The sequence below is a fragment of the Microbacterium sp. SD291 genome, assembly GCF_017355365.1.
GTDB lineage: Bacteria > Actinomycetota > Actinomycetes > Actinomycetales > Microbacteriaceae > Microbacterium.
On sequence record NZ_JADIJR010000003.1, the window covers coordinates 168,198 to 187,531 of the forward strand.

Below are 19,334 nucleotides of genomic sequence, written 5' to 3' on the forward strand. Positions count from 1 at the left end.
TCGATGTCCGTATGCGGCGTGAGATCACGCCGTCGTCGGTGGGCGTCACCGGACTGTACGAACAGTAGATCCGGAACCCGGTGATGCGCGACGGACGCGCGAGGATCATCAGGAACCGCTGGTCAGTCTACGCCATCCCGGCAGGTCGGCGCAGAGCGTGACACGCACAGTTCCCCGGAAGTTCAGCAGGCGTCTCAGGCGCTCGCACCGAGCACGCGCTCGGCATCGCGCACATCAGCCTTCATCTGATCCTTCAGCTTCTCGATCCCCTCGAAGGCGACCATGCCGCGAAGCCGCTGCACGAACTCGACCGTCACGTCGTGGCCGTACAGATCGAGGCTGCTCTCACCGATCACGTGCGCCTCCACCTGCCGTTCGAGCACGTCGTCGAACGTCGGGTTCGTGCCGACCGAGATCGCCGCCGGATGCCGGATGCCGGTGTCGTGATCGACCAGCCAGCCCGCGTACACGCCGTCGGCAGGCACGAAGGAGTCGACGATCGCTGACAGGTTGGCGGTGGGGAACCCGAGTGCCCGACCCCGCTTCAGGCCGTGCACCACCTCGCCCCGCACGTCGACGAGCCTGCCGAGCACCTCCGCGGCCCTGGCGACGTCGCCCTCCATGAGCAGCTCGCGGATCCACGTCGAGGAGACCCGCCGCTCGGAGCCCTCGAGGTAGACGTCCGGAACGATCTCCACCGTGAAGCCGTGGCGGGGTCCGAGCTCCCGCAGGAGGCCGGGCGTGCCCGCTCCCCCGTGCCCGAAGCGGAAGTCCTCGCCGACGAGCACGGTCGACACCTGGAGTGCGCCGACCAGGATGTCGGCCACGAACTCCTCTGCGCTGCGCGCGGCGAGCTGCTCGTCGAAGGTGAGCACGAGAGTCGCGTCCAGCGCCAGCTCACCGAGCAGTTCCAGCTTGCGCTCGACGGTGACGACGTTCTCGGGGCAGCGGTCGGGGCGCAGCACGGCCAGCGGGTTGCGGTCGAAGGTGACGGCGACCGCACGCGCACCGGATGCCGCGGCCCGCTCCTTCAGCCGCCTGATCACGGCTCGGTGGCCGGCGTGCACACCGTCGAACTTGCCGATCGCGACGACCGAGGGGCCGAAGTCGTCCGGCACCTCATCGGGATGCCGGAAGACGATCACGCCTTCACCTCGGCCCGCTCGACCAAGCCCTCCGCGGCGGCCGGGCGGTGCGTGCGCAGCCACCAGATGCCGAAGACCGGGAGCACGAGCGGGATGAACAGGTAGCCCCGGCCGAACAGGGACCACACCGTGTCGTGCAGGAACAGCTCGGGGTGCAGGAGGCTCAGCGCGCCGATGATCACCACGCCCGTCAGCTCGAAGACGATCGCGACCCACGCGACCGTGTACCAGCCCCGTCGCCGCGCGAGCACGAGCGCGAGCGTCGCGAGGATGTAGACGAGGGCGGCGACCGCGGAGAGCGAGTACGCCAGCGGCGCCTCGTCGAAACGTCGCACGATCTGGACGAAGCTGCGACCGGTCGCGGCAAGCGCCATCACCGCGTACACGATGACGAGGACACGGCCGATGCCGGTCATCCTGGAGGAGGGGACGGAGGTGCTCATAGCTTCATCCATCTTAGTTGCGCCCCCGGCCTGCGGCGGCTCAGCGCCCTGGTCGCTCACGCGACCTGGATCGTCCAGATCACCTGCATCCGCCACACCATGATCGCGACGGCGAGGCCGGCGACCCCGAGGATCACGGTGCTCCATCTGCTGCGCTCCATGAGCGCCCAGAGCACCGCCCCCACGGGCAGCAGCACGGCTGACACCAGGTACACCCAGAACTCGAGGAGGTCTCCCGTCGGCGGGTTCCCCGCGAGCGGCGCGACGATCGCGACGATCACCTGCACGACCAGCAGCACCTCGACGAGCGCGAGCGCTCCGACCGTGTAGTCGCTCGGGCGGCGACCAGCGAGTCCCGCGACGATGCCGAACACGCCGGCCGCAACGGCGACGACGATCTGCACGATGCTCAGCCACTGGATCATCGAGCCGCCTCCGGCATGTTCATCGCGCTCTTCAGGTCGTCTCCCCGCTTCTCGACGATCCCGATGAGGACGCCGTCCTCGTCGATGGCCGCAGCGAGGGCCCCCTCGACGCGCGGAGCCTGCCCGCCGAGGCGCTTGCCGTGCCTCAGGTCCCTGGCCTCGTCGGCCGACACGGCGAGCGCGTCAAGCACGCGGACGGCCGCGGCGGCAGGCGTGAGCGTCTGTGCGCCGGCGAGGTCTTCGATGCCGACGGCATCCGTCACGTCGAAGTCGCCGACCCTGGTGCGCCTGAGAGCGGTCAGGTGCCCGCCGACGCCGAGGCCTGCGCCGAGGTCGCGAGCCAGGGAGCGGATGTACGTGCCGGACGAGCAGTCGACGACCACGTCGAGGTCGAAGACGCCTTCGCCTCTTCGGTGCGCGATCACGTCGAACCTCGAGACGGTGACCTGCCGCGCGGCGAGGACCACCTCCTCCCCCGCTCGCACACGGTCGTAAGCCCGCCTGCCGTCGACCTTGATCGCGGAGACGGAGCTGGGAACCTGCGAGATGGCGCCGGTGAGGGCGCGGATGCCGTCGGCGACGCGCTCATCGGTCACGCCGTCCCAGGAGCCGTCGGGCGCCGTGGTGAGGATCTCGCCCTCGGCGTCGTCGGTGCTGGTGGACTGGCCGAGCCGGATGGTCGCCTGATACGTCTTGTCGGCGCCGACGATGTAGGTGAGCAGCCGCGTGGCGCCCTCGATGCCCAGCACGAGAAGCCCCGTCGCCATCGGGTCGAGAGTGCCCGCGTGGCCGACCTTCCTGGTGCCGAACGCGCGGCGCGTGCGCGCGACGACATCGTGGCTGGTCAGTCCAGCAGGCTTGTCGACGAGAAGGATGCCGGGCGAGACCATCCCTCAAGCCTATTGCGCGGCGGGCCGCTCAGCCGCACACCTCGTACGACGGCTCGGAACGGGTGGTGACGGTCACGTCGGAGGCCGCACTCTCCCCTTCGCGGAACTCGAAGAAGACATGGGCCTCGGCGTCGCCGTCGAGCATGATCCAGGTGCCGCCGCCGATCTGCGCCGTGCCCTCCTGCGCATCGGGGTGCTGTTCGAGCACCTCCTCGTTCGTCGCGCCGAGTCCGAGCCCGTCCGCCGTCACAGGGCCCACGCCTTCGACCGTCCCCTCGGCCTCGCGGTGCACCGAGATCTCTCCGATCGGGGAGGTCTCGCTCTCAGTCCCTCGCACGAAGAAGATGCCGTACCCGGCATCCGCATCGCTCCACCACGCCGTCCAGGCGCAGTTCTCGGTGTCGTTGCGCCAGGTGTCCGGCAGCTCGCCGAGAGTGGCGGCGAGATCTCCGCCGATCTCGATCGGCCCCACACCCGCGTCGCTGATGATCCACGTCGAGGGGTCCGCAGGGTCGGGCTCCGCCGGGGTGCTCGGCTCCGTGCTCGGCTCTGCGGACGGTTCCTGCGTCGGCGTCGATGTCGGCATCTCGCCGGTCGATGTCGGCGCGCAGCCGACGAGGCCGACGAGCGCCACAGTCGATACCGCGAGGATGCTGCTGTGCTTCCATTTCATGCGATGCCCCTTGTCTCCGGTCCGGTGCGGCAGTCGCCTAGGCTGTCGGGGTGTCCCTGATGCCGACTCCCGCCCCGTCGGGGATGCCGCGTCTTCCGGAATGGTACCGAGGGGCCGCTCGCGATCTGCCGTGGCGACGGGCGAAGTTCCATAACGATTACGGGGCCTGGGGCACTCTGGTCAGCGAGTTCATGCTGCAGCAGACACCCGTGATCAGGGTGATCCCGCACCTGCAGGCGTGGCTCGCCCGGTGGCCGACACCACGCGAGATGGCGGCGGCCGCGCCCGCCGACGTCGTGCAGCAGTGGGCGAACCTCGGCTATCCGCGGAGGGCGCTGTGGTTGCATCGTGCCGCTGTCGAGATCACCGAGCGGCACGACGGCGTCGTCCCGCGCGATGTCGATGCGTTGCTCGCGCTGTCCGGGATCGGCGACTACACAGCCAGGGCCGTCGCGGTGTTCGCCTACGGCGACCGGCATCCGGTCGTCGACACGAACACGCGCAGGGTGCTCGCGAGGGCGATCCTCGGCCTTGCTCACCCCGCTCCCCCGTCGCGCCGCGATCTCGCGCTCATGGAATCGCTGCTGCCTGCATCGGCCGCCGAGTCGGCCGTGTTCAACGCGGCGGCGATGGAACTGGGCGCCACGGTGTGCACGGCGCGCGCGCCCCGATGCGAGGCGTGTCCGCTGCTCGGCTCGTGCGCCTGGGTGGGCGCCGGCCGGCCGGATACCGGCGACACCCGCCGGCGCCAGGCGACGTACGAGGGCTCGGATCGCCAGGCGAGAGGGGCCGTGCTCCGGATGCTGCGCGAAGCCGCGCCGGCGGGCGTCCTGCTCGACGCGGTGCTGCCCGAATGGCCCGACCGGCGCCAGCGTGACAGGGCGATCGACTCGCTCATCTCCGACGGGCTGGCCGAGGCCGACGGAGAGATGCTCTCGCTGCCGCGCCGGGGCGATCAGGCGTACTGACCCGTGCGGTGCGCGAGCACCGTCAGCTCGAGACGGGTGCGCACCTCCAGCTTGACGAAGACCCTTCCGAGGTGCACCTCGACGGTTCGCACCGAGACGCTCAGCGCCTCTCCGATGTCGCGATTCGTGGCGCCGCCCACGACCAGCATCGCCACCTCGAGCTCGCGCGCCGTCAGCATCGCCTCCCACATGCTCCGGCATGCGGACAGCGGGTCGGCGATCGCCTGTGCGCTGCCGGTCACCGGGTCCACGCGGGCGAGCCGTTCATCGACCGCGTGCGCCCATGCCGCCGCGCCCGCCACCTCGAACAGGCCCCGAGCGGTCCTCAGGTGCGAGCGGCCGGCGGCGTGATCCTCGCGGATGACGGCGCGGATGCCGAGCATCGTCTCGACGCGGGCCCTGGCGAAGGGTGAGAAGAGCGAGCGTGCGGCGTCGACGATGTTCGGACCATCGGCTCGCCAGCGCGAATCGGGCGTGGTCGCGATCCGCGTCATGAGGTGATGGGCGAGCGCCGCGTCGGGCGGCTCGATCCGCCTGCCGGAGGACGGGACGCCGTCCGGGCCAAGCGCCATCTCCTCCAGCCCGGGAACCGACAGCGACGCCTGCGGAGCGCCGCGATCGCTCCACAGCCGCAGGTAGGACGACGCCTCCTCGAACGATCCCGCGAGGTAGGAGCGGATGCCGCGGTCGACGAACCGGTCGATGCGCAGGGCCGCGGGCAGCGCCCCGGTCAGCGACAGGGCGAACGGGCCGAGTCGCCCGAGCACCGCGAGATCGAGACGGCGCGCGAGGATCACGCCGAGACCGGCGAAGGGCAGCGCGACGGGGAGTTCGCACGACGCCCGCAGCAGGTTGTCGCGTGCCACGCCGAGATCACCGCGCCACACGAGCAGCAGCGCCTCCACGACGGCACGGTACGCCTTCACGATCGGGCTGTGCTCGAATCCCGCGACGAAGGGATCGACCTCAGTTCCGATGCCCGATTCGGAGACCGCGAGCACCCGGAGGCCGCCGTCGATGTCCCCCGTCATCGCAGAGCGGAGGGCCTGCAGTAGCCCTCCCGTGAGCGGACCGGATCCCGCGGCATCCCCCGCCTCCCCCTCGCCGGCGATCAGCCAGGCGAGGGAGACGACCGGATCACGGAGATCCTGTTCGGCGCCGACCCTGGCACAGCCCTCCCTGAGCGCATCGAGCCACGAGCGCATCCGGCGGCGATCGCCGCGCTCCGCGCACAGCACCGCGCCGAGGGCCGCTGCGCGCGCCCAGCCGTACCAGTCCTCGCGGTCGTCGGTGCTCGGCCGGAGGGAACCCGGTTCCACGTCCGGCACCGCCCCGTGAAGATGCGCCTGAGCGACGATGAGGGCGCCGAGCCCCTGCAGCCGGTACCGCTCAGCCCCATCGGAGAACAGCGACCCCAGCCACGCGGCCGCCTCGGTCGCGTACCCGGCCGCGATGGAGGTCGCCCCGGCAACGAGGCGCGCCTCATCGAGGTCGCGCCCCTCCGCGTGCGCCGCGGCCTCGGCCGCCAGCAGCAGGGCACGATCCTGGTGGCCCGCCTCAGACAGCTCCCGCGCTATCCTGGTGAGTTCCGGAGCGGTGGCGGGTTCGGCTTGCAGCGACGCCCTCGCGCGGTGCCAGTCCGCGCTCACGCGATCCTCTCGCGCGTCGAAGACGGCGCTCAGCCGCTCGTGGACGCTCGCCTCCGCCGACGGCGGAGTGCTCGCGCGGATCCAGACGAGCAGGAGCGGATCCCGCAGCCGCACCCGGCCGGCGCGCACGCGCAGATGACGGCCGGCCGCGCTCGTCGCGATCTCCTCGGCTGAGCGCCCGTCGAACGCGAGCAGCGGAGCGAGATCGTCATCGAGGCGGACCGCGGCGGCGACGAGCAGATCGAGATCGCGCGGCGGCAGGTCCATGCTGTCGTAGCGGACCTCGATCGAGGCGACCATCGGCAGCGGCGACGGCAGCGGTCGCAGCCCCTGGCGCTGAGCCGGATCGAGCCGCAGTGCGACGTCGCGGATCGTCACCTGATCGCCGCCGAGCTCGGCGAAGAGCCTGGCCGCGATGTGCGGGGCACAGCCGACGTCGTTCACGAGCAGGGTCTCGAGCGTCGCCAGAAGCCTCTCCGGTGCCGGTGCCGGCCTTTCGTGCGCACTGTGGACGTCGATGCTGATCCCCCCTCAGCCGAGCGAGGGCGGCGCTGCCTTCGCAAGTGCGCTCAGGCTAGCAAAATCCGCGTTCGGAATGCCAGGGTTCCAGGATGCCGCCCGCGGGCGGCATCCTGTGGATCACTCGTCGTCTTCGATCTCCCGCGGCTTCACGTACGGGTCCGCGTCGCCCGCGTGCACGGCGCCGGCGGCGATGCCTGCCACTGCCGCATCGCGCTCCTGAGCCTCGCGCAGCAGCGCGGAGATGTGGTCCGCGTTCTCGGGGAGCGCATCGGGGATGAACTCCAGAGTCGGCACGAGACGCGTGCTGAGCCGTCGTCCCACCTCGCTGCGGAGCATCCCGGTCGCCGATGCCAGCGCGGCGCCGCTGGCGACGCGCTCCTCCTCGGTGCCGAGCACCGTGAAGAACACCGATGCATGCTGCAGATCGCCGCTCACGCGGACGTCGGTGAGCGTGACGAATCCGAGGCGCGGGTCGCGCAGCCCCTTCTCCAGCCGCTCGGCGAGGATCACACGGATGCGATCGGCGAGACGGGCCTGTCGTTCACCAGCCATTGTTCTCTTCCTCTCCACGAAGCCTTCGGGCGAGGATGCGCAGTGCATCCTCGCCCGAAGATATCGAACTGATCAGCCGCGCGGCTTCTCGATGAGCTCGATGGTCTCGATCTCGTCGCCGATCTGAATGTCGTTGAACTTGCCGAGGCCGATACCGGCCTCGTAGTCCGTGCGAACCTCGGTGACGTCATCCTTGAATCGCTTGAGCGATTCGATGGCCAGGCCGTCCGCGAGGACGACTCCGTCGCGGATGACGCGCGCCTTGGCGTTTCGCGTGATCGTTCCCGATCGCACGATGACACCGGCGATGTTGCCGAACTTCGAGGAGCGGAACACCTCGCGGATCTCGGCGACGCCCGACTGGACCTCTTCGTACTCCGGCTTGAGCATTCCCTTGAGGGAGTTCTCGACCTCGTCGATCGCGTTGTAGATCACCGAGTAGAACCGGATGTCCACGCCTTCGCGAGAAGCACGCTCGCGCGCCTTCGTGTCGGGACGGACGTTGAAGCCCACGATGATCGCGTTGTCGATCGTCGCGAGGTTGACGTCGGACTCGGTGATCGCGCCGACACCGCGGTGGATGATGCGCAGCTGCACCGAGTCGTCGACCTCGATCTTGAGGAGCGACTCCTCCAGCGCTTCGACGGCACCGGACACGTCACCCTTGATGATGAGGTTGAGCGACTCGACCTTGCCCTCTTCGAGTGCGCGGGTGAAGTCCTCGAGCGAGATGCGCTTGCGGGCCTTGGCCAGCTGGGCGTTGCGCTCGACCGCTTCACGCTTCTCGGCGATCTGGCGGGCCAGGCGGTCCTCGTCGGTGACGAGGAACACGTCACCGGCGCGGGGCACGGAGTTCAGACCCTGCACCTGGACCGGACGCGACGGGTAGGCCTCTTCGACCGCATCGCCGTTCTCGTCGACCATCGCGCGGACGCGGCCGTAGGCCGTGCCTGCGACGATCGCGTCACCGATCCGAAGCGTTCCGGACTGGATGAGCACCGTGGCGATCGAACCGCGACCCTTGTCGAGCTTCGCCTCGATGGCGACACCACGAGCGGCCTTGTTCGGGTTCGCCGTCAGGTCGAGACCTGCATCGGCGGTGAGCAGCACAGCGTCCAGAAGGTCCTGGATGCCGGTGTTCGCCCGCGCGGACACGTCGACGAACAGGACGTCTCCGCCGTACTCCTCGGCGACCAGACCGTACTCGGTGAGCTGCTGGCGCACCTTGGCCGGGTTCGCGTCCGGCTTGTCGACCTTGTTCACCGCGACCACGATCGGCACGTTCGCCGCCTGGGCGTGGTTGAGCGCCTCGACCGTCTGCGGCATGATGCCGTCGTCGGCCGCGACCACCAGGATCGCGAGGTCGGTGACCTGCGCACCACGGGCACGCATGGCGGTGAACGCCTCGTGACCAGGGGTGTCGATGAACGTGATGGCGCGTTCGATGCCCTCGTGCTCGGTCCAGACCTGGTAGGCGCCGATGTGCTGGGTGATGCCGCCGGCTTCACCCTCGATGACGTTGGTCTGACGGATCGCGTCGAGGAGTCGGGTCTTACCGTGGTCGACGTGACCCATGACGGTGACGACCGGGGGACGGATCTCGAGGTCGTCCTCGTCCTCCTCCTCAAGCTCCTGCTCGAGGTTGAGGCCGAAGCCCTCGAGGAGCTCCTTGTCCTCGTCCTCGGGCGAGACCATCTGGATCTTGTAGCCGAGCTCGGCACCCAGGACCTCGAAGGTCGCCTCGTCCAGCGACTCGGTGGCCGTGGCCATCTCGCCGAGGTTGAAGAGGATGGTGACGAGGGTTCCCGGCTGCACGGTGTAGCCGGTCAGCGTCTCGATCTTGTCGGCGAAGTCCGCGATGGATGCGCCACGGCGCATGCGGATGATCTCGCCGTTGCCGCGCGTGACGTTGACGCCGCCGACGACCGGGGCGCTCCGCATCTCGAATTCCTGCCGCTTCGCCCGCCGCGACTTGCGCTGCTTGCTCTTGCCGCCACCCTTGCCGAAGGCACCTGCGGTGCCACCGCCGGGGCCACGACCGCGACCGCCGCCGCCGCCGGGACGGCCGGCGAAGCCGCCGCCACCACCCGGGCGTGCGCCGGGACCGGCACCGGGGGCGCCACCGGCACCGCCGGGACGACCGGGGCCGCCGGGACGCTGCTGGAACGGTGCGCCGCCGGGACGCCCGCCCTGCCCGCCGCGCGGAGCGCCGGGACGAGTGGCACCGGGACGAGGCGCGCCCGGACGCGGCGCGCCGGGACGAGGCGCCTGCGGACGCGGGATGTTGCCGGGGGTCGGACGCTGGCCCATGCCCTGCGCCGAGGCGAAGGGGTTATTGCCGGGGCGAGGACCAGCGGGACGCTGACCCATCCCCTGCGCCGAGGAGAACGGGTTGTTGCCCGGGCGCGGTGCACCCGGCGTGGGTGCGGCGCCGTCGGCCGGCTTGGGAGCGGCAGGAGCGGCAGGTGCCGTGGTCTCCGCCGCGGCCTGCGCGGGAGCCGGGGCCGGGGCCGGGGCCTCGGGCGCAGCAGGCGCTGCGGGCGCGGGTGCCTCCGGAGCGGGCTTGGGGCCGGGCTTCGGGCCCGGGGTGGGTGCACCGGGCCTCGCGGCGGGCTTGGCAGCCTGCTTGGCGGCGGGCTTCGCAGCCGGGGCCGCGTCAGCGGACGGCTTCAGCGAGGCGTCGGCCTCGATCGCCGCGCGCAGCTTGCGCGCCACCGGCGGTTCGATGGTCGAAGACGGGCTCTTGACGAACTCTCCGAGTTCCTTGAGCTTTGCAAGTGCGATCTTGCTGTCGACGCCGAGTTCGGCGGCGATCTCGTGTACGCGTGGTTTGGCAGCCACAATTCTCCTGTCTGGGTCGGTCGGCCCCAGGCAGGGCAGACCACTAGTCGCGGACGGGACTCATTTCGAGCCGTTCACTTTGTTTCCATAGCCGTTCAGCCCTTGTTCATTGGCGGGTACTGTTCGATGGTCTGCGTGTCCAGATCTCCGGACACACGGAGTGCACGCCCGAAGGCACGGCGCCGCAATGCGGCATCCATGCACTCCTGTGTCGGATGGACCCACGCGCCGCGCCCCGGCAGGACGGCACGCTCGTCTGCGACGAGGATGTTGTCTTGGGCCACCACCCTGAGCAGGGCGGCGCGGGGAGCACGCGTGCGACAGCCGACGCACGTTCGTACGGGTTCCATCTTACACCTGCGTTTCACCCCGACTCGCCCGCGCGTCGGGCGGGTCGGGTACCGGAATCCCGTCAGTCGAGGACGCTGTCGGGCTGGATGTCGATCTTCGCGCCCGTGAGCTTGGCGGCCAGACGCGCGTTCTGGCCCTCCTTGCCGATCGCGAGCGAGAGCTGGTAGTCCGGCACGAGGGCGCGCACGGCCTTGGTGCCGGCGTCGAGGACGAAAGAGCTGGTGACCTTCGCCGGTGACAGCGCGTGGGCGACGAAGGTCGCGAGGTCGGGGTCGTGGTCGACGATGTCGATCTTCTCCCCCGCCAGCTCCTCGGTGACGGCGCGGACGCGACGGCCGAGCTCGCCGATGCAGGCGCCCTTGGCGTTGATGGACGGATCGTTCGCCTTGACGGCGATCTTCGTGCGGTGACCGGCTTCGCGCGCGAGCGCGACGATCTCGACCAGGCCGGCCGCGATCTCCGGGACCTCGAGTGCGAACAGCTTGCGGACGAGTCCGGGGTGCGTGCGCGAGACGGTGATCTGCGGCCCCTTCATGCCCTTGGCGACGCTGGTGACGTAGACGCGGATGCGCGAGCCGTGGGTGTACTCCTCGCCGGGAACCTGCTCCTCGGGCGGGAGGATGGCCTCGACGGAGCCGAGGTCGACGTGGATCATCCGCGGGTTCGGCCCCTGCTGGATGACGCCGGCGACGATGTCGCCTTCCTTGTCCTTGAAGTCGCCGAGCACGACGTCGTCGGCGATGTCCCGCAGGCGCTGGCTGATGACCTGCTTGGCGGCGAAAGCGGCGATCCGGCCGAAGTCGTCCGGCATGGCATCCTCTTCGCCGATGATGGCGCCCTCTTCGTCCCTGACGACCTGGAGCACGGCGACGTGGCCGGTCTTGCGGTCGAGGTCGACGCGGACGCCCCCCGGGGTGGTGCCGTCTGCTGCGACGTGCTTGGAGTAGGCGGTGAGGATGGCCTGCTCGATGATCGCGACGAGTTCGTCGAAGGGGATCGCCTTCTCCTTCTCGATCCCACGCAGAAGACTCAGTTCGATGTCCATGACGGCTCCCTATTCAGCTCTCGTCGCGCCTGTTCGCACGCGCGACATCCGTACAACGATACCGCAGCCGCCTCCGTGAGCGCCTATCGTGAGAGCCGTGAGCACATTCGACACGATCGTGATCGGCGCAGGCATGTCAGGCCTCACCAGTGCGCGGATGCTCGCGGACGCGGGGCACCGCGTCGTCGTTCTCGAGGCGCGCGACCGAATCGGTGGCCGGATGCACACAGACCGTACCGCCGGGTTTCCCGTCGATCTCGGTGCGTCCTGGATCCACGGCATCGAGGGTTCGCCGCTGTGGGACCTCGTGCAGGCGCTCGGCATCCCGACGATCGAGTACACCGTCGGCAGCTTCCAGGCCGGCGGTCGCCCGATGGAGCACTTCGACGGCGACGGCAGGAGGATGGATGCCGCAGCGGTCGCCCGCTGGATCGGTGACGTCGAGCTGGCCGACCGGCTCCTCACCGCGGAGATCGCGGCTTCCGCCGACGGCGACAGCTACCTCGACGTCACCGAGCGCGCCCTCGACCGCTCGGGGCTCGACCCCGAGCGCATCGACGACGTCAGGGAGTTCTTCCGGCACCGCGTCGAGGAGCAGTGCGGCGCGTGGATCGGCGATCTCGACGCGCACGGGCTGGATGAGGACGCGATCGACGGTGCCGAGGTCATCTTCCCGCGGGGCTACGACGAGATCCCGAAGCGGCTCGCGGCCGGCCTCGACGTGCGTCTCGACCATATGGCGGGTCTCGTCCGTCGCACCGACGGCGGCGTCGCCGTCTCGACCGACCACGGAGAGCTGACGGCCGCTCATGTCATCTTGACGGTGCCGCTCGGCGTGCTCAAGTCGGGATCGATCGCATTCGAGCCCCCGCTGCCCGACTCGTTCTCCGGCACCGTCGAGCGTCTCGGGATGGGCGTCTTCAACAAAGTCTTCCTGCAGTTCCCCGAGCGCTTCTGGTCGGAGGGCGACTACGTGCTCCGCGCCCTTGGCGAGGCGGGCGAGCACTGGCACTCCTGGTACGACGTGTCCGCGATCAGCGGGCGCCCGACGCTGCTGACGTTCGCCGCAGGGCCCTTCGGCAGTCGCGTGCAGGAACTCTCCGATGACGCGGTCGTCGCCGACGCCGTGAAGGCGCTGCGCGCGCTGTACGGCGACCGGGTCGGCGACCCTGCGGCGCACTGGATCACCCGCTGGGGCCTCGACCCGTATTCGCTCGGCTCATACTCGCATCTGCCCATCGGGGCATCGCATCACGACCACGATGCTCTCGCAGGTCCCGTCGACGGCGTGCTGCACTTCGCAGGCGAGGCGACGTGGGGCGATGAGCCCGCGACCGTGGGCGCGGCGTTCGGCTCAGGGCACCGTGCGGCGGAGCGGATCCTGGATCGGCCGGTCGACCTCACGGCCTTCGCGGCTGCGATACTCGCGAGAGAAGCGGACGCCCAGGGCTCCTGAGCATCCGCTTCTTCGTCTCCGCGTTCTCCGCGTCAGGTGCGCTCAGGCGCGATATGCCTGCACGACCGCCGGCCGCGGTGCGTTCGGAACGTCACCGGGTGCGGTGGAGCCGTAGTCGGGGAAGAGCGAGTTCGGCGCCTCGAAGGTGCCGTCCTCACCGGGGTGCTGCACCGCGACGAAGACCAGCCCCTCCTTGTCGTGGATGACGGGGCCGCAGGTCTCGGCATCCCGCGGAACGGCGAGGAACTGCTGCACGTGGCCTCGCTCCGATCCGGTGAGCGGGACCTTGAACAGGCCGTCGGCGAGGCCGATCGTGCTCGGCGCTCCGTCGGTGGAGATCCAGAGGTTGCCCTCCGAGTCGAACGCCACGTTGTCAGGGCACGAGATCGGTGAGACGAGCTCCTTCGGGAAGCCGGCGAAGTACGCGTTCTCGAAGGTGGCGGGGTCGCCGCACAGCAGCAGGATGCTCCAGCCGAAGGTCGTGCCGCTGTGGCCGGCGGTCTCGGTGAGCTCCACCACGTGGCCGTAGCGGTTGCCGGTGACGGGGTTCACCTCGTCGACGGCGCTGCGCCGCGAGTTGTTGGTGAGTGCGACGTAGACCTTGCCGGTGACCGGGTTCGGCTCGACGTCCTCCGGGCGGTCCATCTTGGTCGCGCCGACGGCGTCGGCCGCGAGACGGGTGTAGACGAGCACCTGCTCGGTCGTGAAGCCGGGGACGACGCTCTTGCCGCCCTTGGTCAGCGCGACCCAGGTGCCGGTGCCGTCGAACGCGCCGTCGGCGGGCAGCGCACCGGTTCCGGTGATCTCCGCGACCGGCGAGTTGCCGCTGAACTTCGCGACGTACAGGTCGCCCTCGCTCAGCAGGCCCAGGTTCTTCTTGCGGGAACCGGAGATGCGGTTCTTCGACACGAATTTGTACAGGTAGTCGTTGCGCTCGTCGTCACCCATGTACGCGACGACGTGTCCGTCGGAAGCCACGTGGACGTTCGCACCCTCGTGCTTGAACCGGCCCATCGCGGTGTGCTTGCGCGGCGTGGAGGTCGGGTCCTGAGGGTCGATCTCGACGATGTAGCCGAAGCGGTTCGGCTCGTTCACGAAGTCGGCGTCGTGAGCGTCGAAGCGCGGGTCGTAGGTCTCCCACCCGGTCGACGTGGACGTCGTGCTCGTGCTCGAGTAGCGCTTCTGCTCAGCGGTGTCGGCCGCCCAGGCGAAGTATCCGTTGAAATTCTCCTCGCCTGAGAGGATGGTGCCCCACGGCGTGGTGCCGCCCGCGCAGTTGCCGAGCGTTCCGTGGACCCAGCGGCCCTCGGGGTCGGCGGCGGTCTTGACGAGATCGGAGCCCGCTGCGGGTCCCGTCAGCTCGAACACCGTCTCGACCGTGATGCGGCGGTTCCGGCGCCCGTCGACGACGTACGACCACGGCTCGCCGACCTCGCCGCGGGAGATGTCGACGACCGACATGCCCTGGGCGGCCTTGTAGATGTCACCACGGCGGCGCAGCTCTGCGGCATCCGTGGTCGCCGGGAACATGATGTTCGGGTTGACGTACTCGTGGTTGTTCACGAGCACGCCGGTCTTGCCGCTCGGGTCTGCGACGATGTCGAGGTAGTCGCAGTTGTAGCCGAACTGCTCCGCCTGCGCCTCGGGCGTCTGCGCGGCGAGCGAGAAGGCGGGCGTGCGCGAGAAGAGCGGGTCGCCCCAGCGGATGATCGGCTTCCAGGTGTAGCCGTCGGGGACGGTGATCGCGTCGATGTCCGCTGCCACCGGCTTGATCGCGCCGAAGGCGAGGCCGGCCCTGCCGGGCTTGCCGAGGGAGACTCCGAGGTCTCCGGCGGCGCCGGCCCCGGGGGTGGAGAGGGGCGCTTCGCGTCCGGCGCCGACGGCGATCGCCACGGCCGCGGCGGCACCGAGGCCGAACAGGGCACGGCGCGAGAACACCGCGGAGGCGATCGAACGGAAATCGGGGTTGGCGGAAGTGTTGCATTCCGGCCCAAGACACGCGTTCGCGCACTTGAGTTCGCAGGTGACGGCCGAGCGCTTGCCGCGCACGTGATCGGCCATCGGAAGCGGGCGTCGGATGTTGTCTGCCAGTGTCATCGGGTCCTCCTCGTCGGGATGCTGCGGAGGTCAGCTTCCTCGGATCAGGTGACAGCAGGGTGAACGGCGGCTGAACCGCTCTCGTTGAGATCGGGAGCAGACGGAAGCTCGTTGATCGCGCCGATCAGCCGGAACAGGCTGCCGACCTGGCGCTGGTCGAGGTCGAGCACGAGCCGCGGCAGATCCAGGAGGTCCTCGTCCGCGCGCTCGGGGGCGAGCGGCGCCGAGCGCTCGATCCGCCCTGACTCGAGCATCGAGCCGAACCGCTCGTTCAGCGTGTCGAGCTCGTCGTCGGTCGGCGCGACCCGGATTCGGATCACCAGGGTGTCCCCCACCCACCGGAGCGAGTCGTAGTTCCGCCAGAATCCGGTGATCTCGGCGCGCGCGGCCTCGATCGAGTCGGTGATGACCACCCGGTCGAAGTCGCCGGCGGAGATGACGCCGGTCGGCGCGAGATCCTCGTCGATGAAGCGGCGCAGTCCCTGCCAGAAGGAGCCGCCCTTCGCGTCGAGGAGCGCGATCGGCATCGGCTCGGCCTTGCCGGTCTGCTGCAGGGTGAGCAGCTCGAACATCTCGTCGAGGGTGCCGAACCCGCCGGGGAGGCAGATGAATCCCCGCGACTCCTTCATGAGCATGAGCTTGCGCGTGAAGAAGTACTTCATCGCGACGACGTGATCGTTGCCGGCGACGAACGCGTTGGCCTTCTCCTCGAAAGGCAGGCGGATCGACACGCCGAGCGACCGCTCGGGGCCGGCGCCCTCGGCTGCGGCCTGCATGATGCCGGGGCCTGCGCCCGTCACCACCATCCAGCCGTCGTCGGCGAGGGCTGCGGCGACGTCACGCGCCTGGATGTACAGCGGGTCGTCATGCCTGGTGCGGGCGGATCCGAAGACGGTCACCTTCGGCACGCCGCGGTACGGCGCGAACAGCCGGAAGGCGTCGCGCATCTCGGCGAGTGCCGCCGAGGCGATCTTCAGGTCGAGCCGGTCGGTGTCGTCCTCCCCGAGGAGGACGGCCGTGCGCAGCATCCGCATGATCAGCCGGCGATCCGAGTTCACGCCGGCGTCGTCGAGCACGGCGTTGATCTCTGCGCTGAGGGCCTCGGGCAGCTGTTCGTCTGTCATGTCTCCAGCGTGTCACGCGACCCGGGTCGCGCGCCGCAACGCCGCGCTCCGCGGGTGGCGGGCGCGACGCTGCGTGCGGGAGTCAGCGGCGCGAGAGCCGCTCGATCGCATCGGCGACGGACAGTGTGTCTCGTTCGCCGGTGCTGCGATCCCAGAGCTCGACCTGGCCGTCTGCGGCTCCTCGTCCGACGATCACGATCTTCGGGACGCCGACGAGCTCGGCGTCGCCGAACTTGACGCCGGGCGAGACCTTGGGACGGTCGTCGTAGAGCACGTCGGCACCGGCTGCCTCGAGCTGGGCCGAGATGCTCTCGGCCACCTCGAACGCGACCTGGTCCCGGCCTGCCGCGACCACGTGCACGTCGAAGGGCGCGACGGCAGCCGGCCAGATCAGGCCCTTGTCGTCGTTGTGGAGCTCGGCGATGATCGCGAGGATCCGGGTGACGCCGATACCGTACGAGCCCATCGTCACGGTGACGAGCTTGCCGTTCTCGTCGAGCACCTTGAGCCCGAGGGTCTCGGCGAAGAAGCGGCCGAGCTGGAAGACGTGGCCGATCTCCATGCCGCGCGCCAGCTCCACGGGACCCGAGCCGTCCGGCGCCGGGTCTCCGGCGCGGACGTCGGCGATCTCGACGATGCCGTCTGCGAAGAAATCGCGACCGGCGACGACCGAGTGCGCGTGCTTCTGATCGATGTTCGCGCCCGTGATCCAGGCGGTGCCCTCGCCGACGCGCGGGTCGACCAGGTAGCGGATGCCGGTGGCCGATTCCTCGCCGAGGACGGCGCCGGTCGGCGACCAGGGACCGATGTAGCCCTTGACCAGCAGCGGGTTGTTCTCGAAGTCGTCCTCGGTCGCGGTCGACACCTCTGCGGGCGCGAAGGCGACCTCGGCGCGCTTCTCGTCGACGCCGCGGTCGCCGGGGATGCCGACGACGACCAGCTCTCGGGTGCCGTCCACGTGAGTCAGCGCCAGCACGACGTTCTTCAGCGTGTCGGCCGCCGTGTACTCGCCCTCGAGGTGGGTGTTGCAGTGCGCGACGAGCGTCTCGATCGTGGGCGTGTCCGGAGAGTCGAAGACGACGGGAGTCGCGTCGGCGTCGAACGGGATGGCCTCGGGTGCCGCGGTGGTGAAGGCCTCGACGTTCGCGGCGTAGCCGCCGTGCGAGCGCACGAAGGTGTCCTCGCCGACGGGGGTGGGGTGCAGGAACTCCTCGCTGCGGGCACCACCCATCAGGCCGTTGTCGGCGTTCACGATCACGTACTCCAGGCCGAGGCGCTGGAAGATGCGCTCGTAGGCGTCGCGCTGAGCCTGGTAGCTGACCTCGAGCCCGGCATCCGAGGCGTCGAAGGAATACGCATCCTTCATCGTGAACTCGCGGCCGCGGAGCAGGCCTGCGCGAGGGCGTGCCTCGTCGCGGTACTTGTCCTGGATCTGGTAGATCGTGAGCGGCAGGTCCTTGTACGAGGAGTACAGGTCCTTCACGAGCAGCGTGAACATCTCCTCGTGCGTCGGGGCGAGGAGGTAGTCGGCGCCCTTGCGATCCTGCAGGCGGAAGATGCCGTCGCCGTAGGATTCCCAGCGCCCGGAGAGCTCGTACGGCTCGCGCGGGAGCAACGCGGGGAAGTGGACCTCCTGCGCACCGGCGTCGCCCATCTCCTTGCGGATGATCGCCTCGATGCGCGCCTTGACCTTCAGGCCCAGCGGGAGCCAGGTGAAGACTCCCGGCGCAGCGCGGCGGATGTATCCGGCGCGGACCAGCAGACGGTGGCTGGTGACCTCTGCGTCGGCAGGGTCTTCACGGAGCGTGCGGAGGAAGAAGTTCGAGAGACGAGTGACCACGGGCCAAGTCTAGTGAACCGTGATCACCCGCCTTCGCGGGCCTGGTCAGTTGAGCGCGGGGAGTCCGGTCGGGATGACGCCGCCTGCGTACAGGTCTCCGGCGAGCTCCTGCAGCGCCGCCAGGGCGACGCGCTGGGGAAGCGGACCGTAGGAGATGCGGGCGACACCGAGCTTCTCGTAGTCGGAGGCGGCCAGGGCGCCGGGCAGGCCGATCACGCTGATCTTGCGCTCTCCGATGCCCTCGACGAGCTGGCGCGTGACGTTCATGTCGAGAGTGCCCGGCACGAAGACGCAGGTCGCGCCGGCGTCGAGGTAGGCGCGGCCGCGCTGGATCGCATCGGCGATGCTCTCCTTCACCGGGCGCGCACCGGCGCGGACGAAGGCGTCGGTGCGGGCGTTGAGCGCGAACGGCACGCCCTCTGCGGCAGCGGCCTTCACGATCGCCTCGACCGCAGCGACCGACTCGTCGAGCGGCTTGAGACGGTCTTCGACGTTGGCGCCGACGACGCCGGCGGCGATCGCGAGGCGGGTCGTCTCCCCCGCGTCGTCGTAGCCATCGTCCAGATCGGCGGTGACGGGCACGGAGACTGATGCCGCGATACGGCCGATCATGTCGATCATGACGTCGCGCGGGATCGCGCCGTCCTTGTATCCGAACGATGCGGCGATACCGTGACCGGCCGTGGCGATGGCCTTTGTCTCGGGCAATGCCGCGACCGCGCGTGCGGTGACGACGTCCCACACGTTCACGACGCGGAGGATCTGCGGTGCTTCGTAGAGTCCGACGAGGGTCTTGGCCTTGGATGCACTGGTCATGACTCCACGCTAGCCCGAGAGCGGATGGCCGGGGCAGGATTCATGTCTCGAGGACGCACCTCGCGGATCCCGTCGGCGTGCCGCCCTGTGGTTTCCTCAGCCTCCCCGCGTTCGTCCGCCTCCCGGGTCAGAAGGGTGGTGGGGTGTCGTCTTCGGTGAAGGTGACGGTGTTCGGGGGTGGCGGCCGGTCGATGTAGACCTTGCCGGTGGGGCTGGTCCAGGCGAACACCCCGGCTTCGACCTGTTCGACCTGCCACGGGGAGTGGTGCTTCAAGACGTGGTGCCTGCGGCAGAGGTCGCCGAGGTTCGTGTCTTTGGTGGGGCCGCCGTGGGCGGCATCGTGGGTGTGGTCGAGGTCACAGCCGGCGGCGGGGTATCCGCAGGTCGGGAACCGGCACCGCTGATCCCGCGCCCGCAGCAACCGTCGCAGGTGCGCGGACGGCCGATACCGGTCCACCGCGAGCAGCGCCCCGGTGATCGGGTGGGTGAGCAGCCGA

At 69.8% G+C, this 19,334-nt stretch carries 17 protein-coding genes; 2 read left to right on the top strand and 15 right to left on the bottom strand.

Annotated elements, in window-relative coordinates:
- Positions 1-194: 194 nt before the first annotated feature.
- From IPV10_RS03295 to IPV10_RS03315, 5 genes are all read right to left on the bottom strand, one after another.
- Positions 195-1,145: a bifunctional riboflavin kinase/FAD synthetase gene (locus IPV10_RS03295; protein ID WP_207480386.1), complete on the bottom strand. Its 951-nt coding sequence runs from the start codon at positions 1,143-1,145 to the stop codon at positions 195-197.
- Entirely contained in the window at positions 1,142-1,561 is a 420-nt protein-coding gene (locus tag IPV10_RS03300) for a hypothetical protein (RefSeq protein WP_207480422.1), read from the bottom strand. Before IPV10_RS03300 ends, IPV10_RS03295 begins: the two co-directional genes overlap by 4 nt.
- A gap of 83 nt (positions 1,562-1,644) precedes the next feature.
- Positions 1,645-2,013 carry a hypothetical protein gene (locus tag IPV10_RS03305; protein ID WP_207480388.1) on the bottom strand — a complete coding sequence of 123 codons (369 nt, stop codon included), beginning with the start codon at positions 2,011-2,013 and terminating at the stop codon, positions 1,645-1,647.
- Positions 2,010-2,903, bottom strand: a complete 894-nt coding sequence (gene truB, locus IPV10_RS03310) for a tRNA pseudouridine(55) synthase TruB (RefSeq protein ID WP_207480390.1) — start codon at positions 2,901-2,903, stop codon at positions 2,010-2,012. The genes IPV10_RS03305 and truB overlap by 4 nt, the downstream gene beginning before the upstream one ends.
- Positions 2,904-2,931: 28 nt before the next feature.
- Positions 2,932-3,576, bottom strand: a complete 645-nt coding sequence (locus IPV10_RS03315) for a hypothetical protein (RefSeq protein WP_207480392.1) — start codon at positions 3,574-3,576, stop codon at positions 2,932-2,934.
- Between the two features lie 59 nt (positions 3,577-3,635).
- Here IPV10_RS03315 and IPV10_RS03320 point away from each other — a divergent pair, with 59 nt between their 5' ends.
- Positions 3,636-4,544, top strand: a complete 909-nt coding sequence (locus tag IPV10_RS03320) for an A/G-specific adenine glycosylase (protein ID WP_242684608.1) — start codon at positions 3,636-3,638, stop codon at positions 4,542-4,544.
- Here IPV10_RS03320 and IPV10_RS17280 read toward each other — a convergent pair.
- The 5 genes from IPV10_RS17280 to nusA form a co-directional block, all read right to left on the bottom strand.
- Complete coding sequence (locus IPV10_RS17280) at positions 4,532-6,637, bottom strand: helix-turn-helix transcriptional regulator (RefSeq protein WP_207480394.1); 2,106 nt, start codon at positions 6,635-6,637, stop codon at positions 4,532-4,534. The two genes, IPV10_RS03320 and IPV10_RS17280, sit on opposite strands and share 13 nt — an antisense overlap.
- 195 nt (positions 6,638-6,832) lie before the next feature.
- A complete protein-coding gene (rbfA, locus tag IPV10_RS03330) occupies positions 6,833-7,267 on the bottom strand; it encodes a 30S ribosome-binding factor RbfA (protein ID WP_207480396.1) in 435 nt (144 codons plus the stop codon).
- Positions 7,268-7,339: 72 nt separating this feature from the next.
- Positions 7,340-10,108 carry a translation initiation factor IF-2 gene (gene infB, locus IPV10_RS03335; RefSeq protein WP_207480398.1) on the bottom strand — a complete coding sequence of 923 codons (2,769 nt, stop codon included), beginning with the start codon at positions 10,106-10,108 and terminating at the stop codon, positions 7,340-7,342.
- Between the two features lie 95 nt (positions 10,109-10,203).
- Positions 10,204-10,458 (bottom strand): YlxR family protein, encoded by a 255-nt coding sequence (locus tag IPV10_RS03340; protein WP_207480400.1) that lies wholly within the window; start codon positions 10,456-10,458, stop codon positions 10,204-10,206.
- A gap of 62 nt (positions 10,459-10,520) precedes the next feature.
- Positions 10,521-11,504, bottom strand: a complete 984-nt coding sequence (gene nusA, locus IPV10_RS03345) for a transcription termination factor NusA (RefSeq protein ID WP_207480402.1) — start codon at positions 11,502-11,504, stop codon at positions 10,521-10,523.
- Positions 11,505-11,601: 97 nt separating this feature from the next.
- On the opposite strand from nusA, the gene IPV10_RS03350 reads away from it, so the two are divergent.
- Positions 11,602-12,960: an FAD-dependent oxidoreductase gene (locus IPV10_RS03350; RefSeq protein WP_207480404.1), complete on the top strand. Its 1,359-nt coding sequence runs from the start codon at positions 11,602-11,604 to the stop codon at positions 12,958-12,960.
- A 42-nt stretch (positions 12,961-13,002) separates the two neighbouring features.
- Here the strand turns inward: IPV10_RS03350 and IPV10_RS03355 are convergent, their stop codons facing one another.
- From IPV10_RS03355 to IPV10_RS03375, 5 genes are all read right to left on the bottom strand, one after another.
- Complete coding sequence (locus tag IPV10_RS03355) at positions 13,003-15,057, bottom strand: PhoX family phosphatase (protein WP_207480406.1); 2,055 nt, start codon at positions 15,055-15,057, stop codon at positions 13,003-13,005.
- Between the two features lie 44 nt (positions 15,058-15,101).
- Entirely contained in the window at positions 15,102-16,181 is a 1,080-nt protein-coding gene (locus tag IPV10_RS03360) for a TIGR00730 family Rossman fold protein (RefSeq protein WP_207480408.1), read from the bottom strand.
- Positions 16,182-16,263: 82 nt separating this feature from the next.
- On the bottom strand, positions 16,264-18,021 hold the full coding sequence (locus tag IPV10_RS03365; RefSeq protein WP_207480410.1) for a proline--tRNA ligase: 1,758 nt from the start codon (positions 18,019-18,021) through the stop codon (positions 16,264-16,266).
- A 45-nt stretch (positions 18,022-18,066) separates the two neighbouring features.
- Positions 18,067-18,837 carry an isocitrate lyase/phosphoenolpyruvate mutase family protein gene (locus IPV10_RS03370; RefSeq protein ID WP_207480412.1) on the bottom strand — a complete coding sequence of 257 codons (771 nt, stop codon included), beginning with the start codon at positions 18,835-18,837 and terminating at the stop codon, positions 18,067-18,069.
- A 127-nt stretch (positions 18,838-18,964) separates the two neighbouring features.
- Positions 18,965-19,334 (bottom strand): HNH endonuclease signature motif containing protein (locus IPV10_RS03375; protein WP_207480414.1); only part of this gene is annotated, 370 nt, incomplete at its 5' end.

Bases quoted from the DNA above. Each gene is read 5' to 3' on its own strand.
- IPV10_RS03360 (WP_207480408.1), bottom strand. From the start codon at position 16,181: ATGACAGACGAACAGCTGCCCGAGGCCCTCAGCGCAGAGATCAACGCC.
- IPV10_RS03320 (WP_242684608.1), top strand. From the start codon at position 3,636: ATGCCGACTCCCGCCCCGTCGGGGATGCCGCGTCTTCCGGAATGGTAC.
- nusA (WP_207480402.1), bottom strand. From the start codon at position 11,504: ATGGACATCGAACTGAGTCTTCTGCGTGGGATCGAGAAGGAGAAGGCG.
- IPV10_RS03340 (WP_207480400.1), bottom strand. From the start codon at position 10,458: ATGGAACCCGTACGAACGTGCGTCGGCTGTCGCACGCGTGCTCCCCGC.
- IPV10_RS03305 (WP_207480388.1), bottom strand. From the start codon at position 2,013: ATGATCCAGTGGCTGAGCATCGTGCAGATCGTCGTCGCCGTTGCGGCC.
- IPV10_RS03355 (WP_207480406.1), bottom strand. From the start codon at position 15,057: ATGACACTGGCAGACAACATCCGACGCCCGCTTCCGATGGCCGATCAC.
- IPV10_RS03370 (WP_207480412.1), bottom strand. From the start codon at position 18,837: ATGACCAGTGCATCCAAGGCCAAGACCCTCGTCGGACTCTACGAAGCA.
- rbfA (WP_207480396.1), bottom strand. From the start codon at position 7,267: ATGGCTGGTGAACGACAGGCCCGTCTCGCCGATCGCATCCGTGTGATC.
- IPV10_RS03315 (WP_207480392.1), bottom strand. From the start codon at position 3,576: ATGAAATGGAAGCACAGCAGCATCCTCGCGGTATCGACTGTGGCGCTC.
- IPV10_RS03300 (WP_207480422.1), bottom strand. From the start codon at position 1,561: ATGACCGGCATCGGCCGTGTCCTCGTCATCGTGTACGCGGTGATGGCG.
- truB (WP_207480390.1), bottom strand. From the start codon at position 2,903: ATGGTCTCGCCCGGCATCCTTCTCGTCGACAAGCCTGCTGGACTGACC.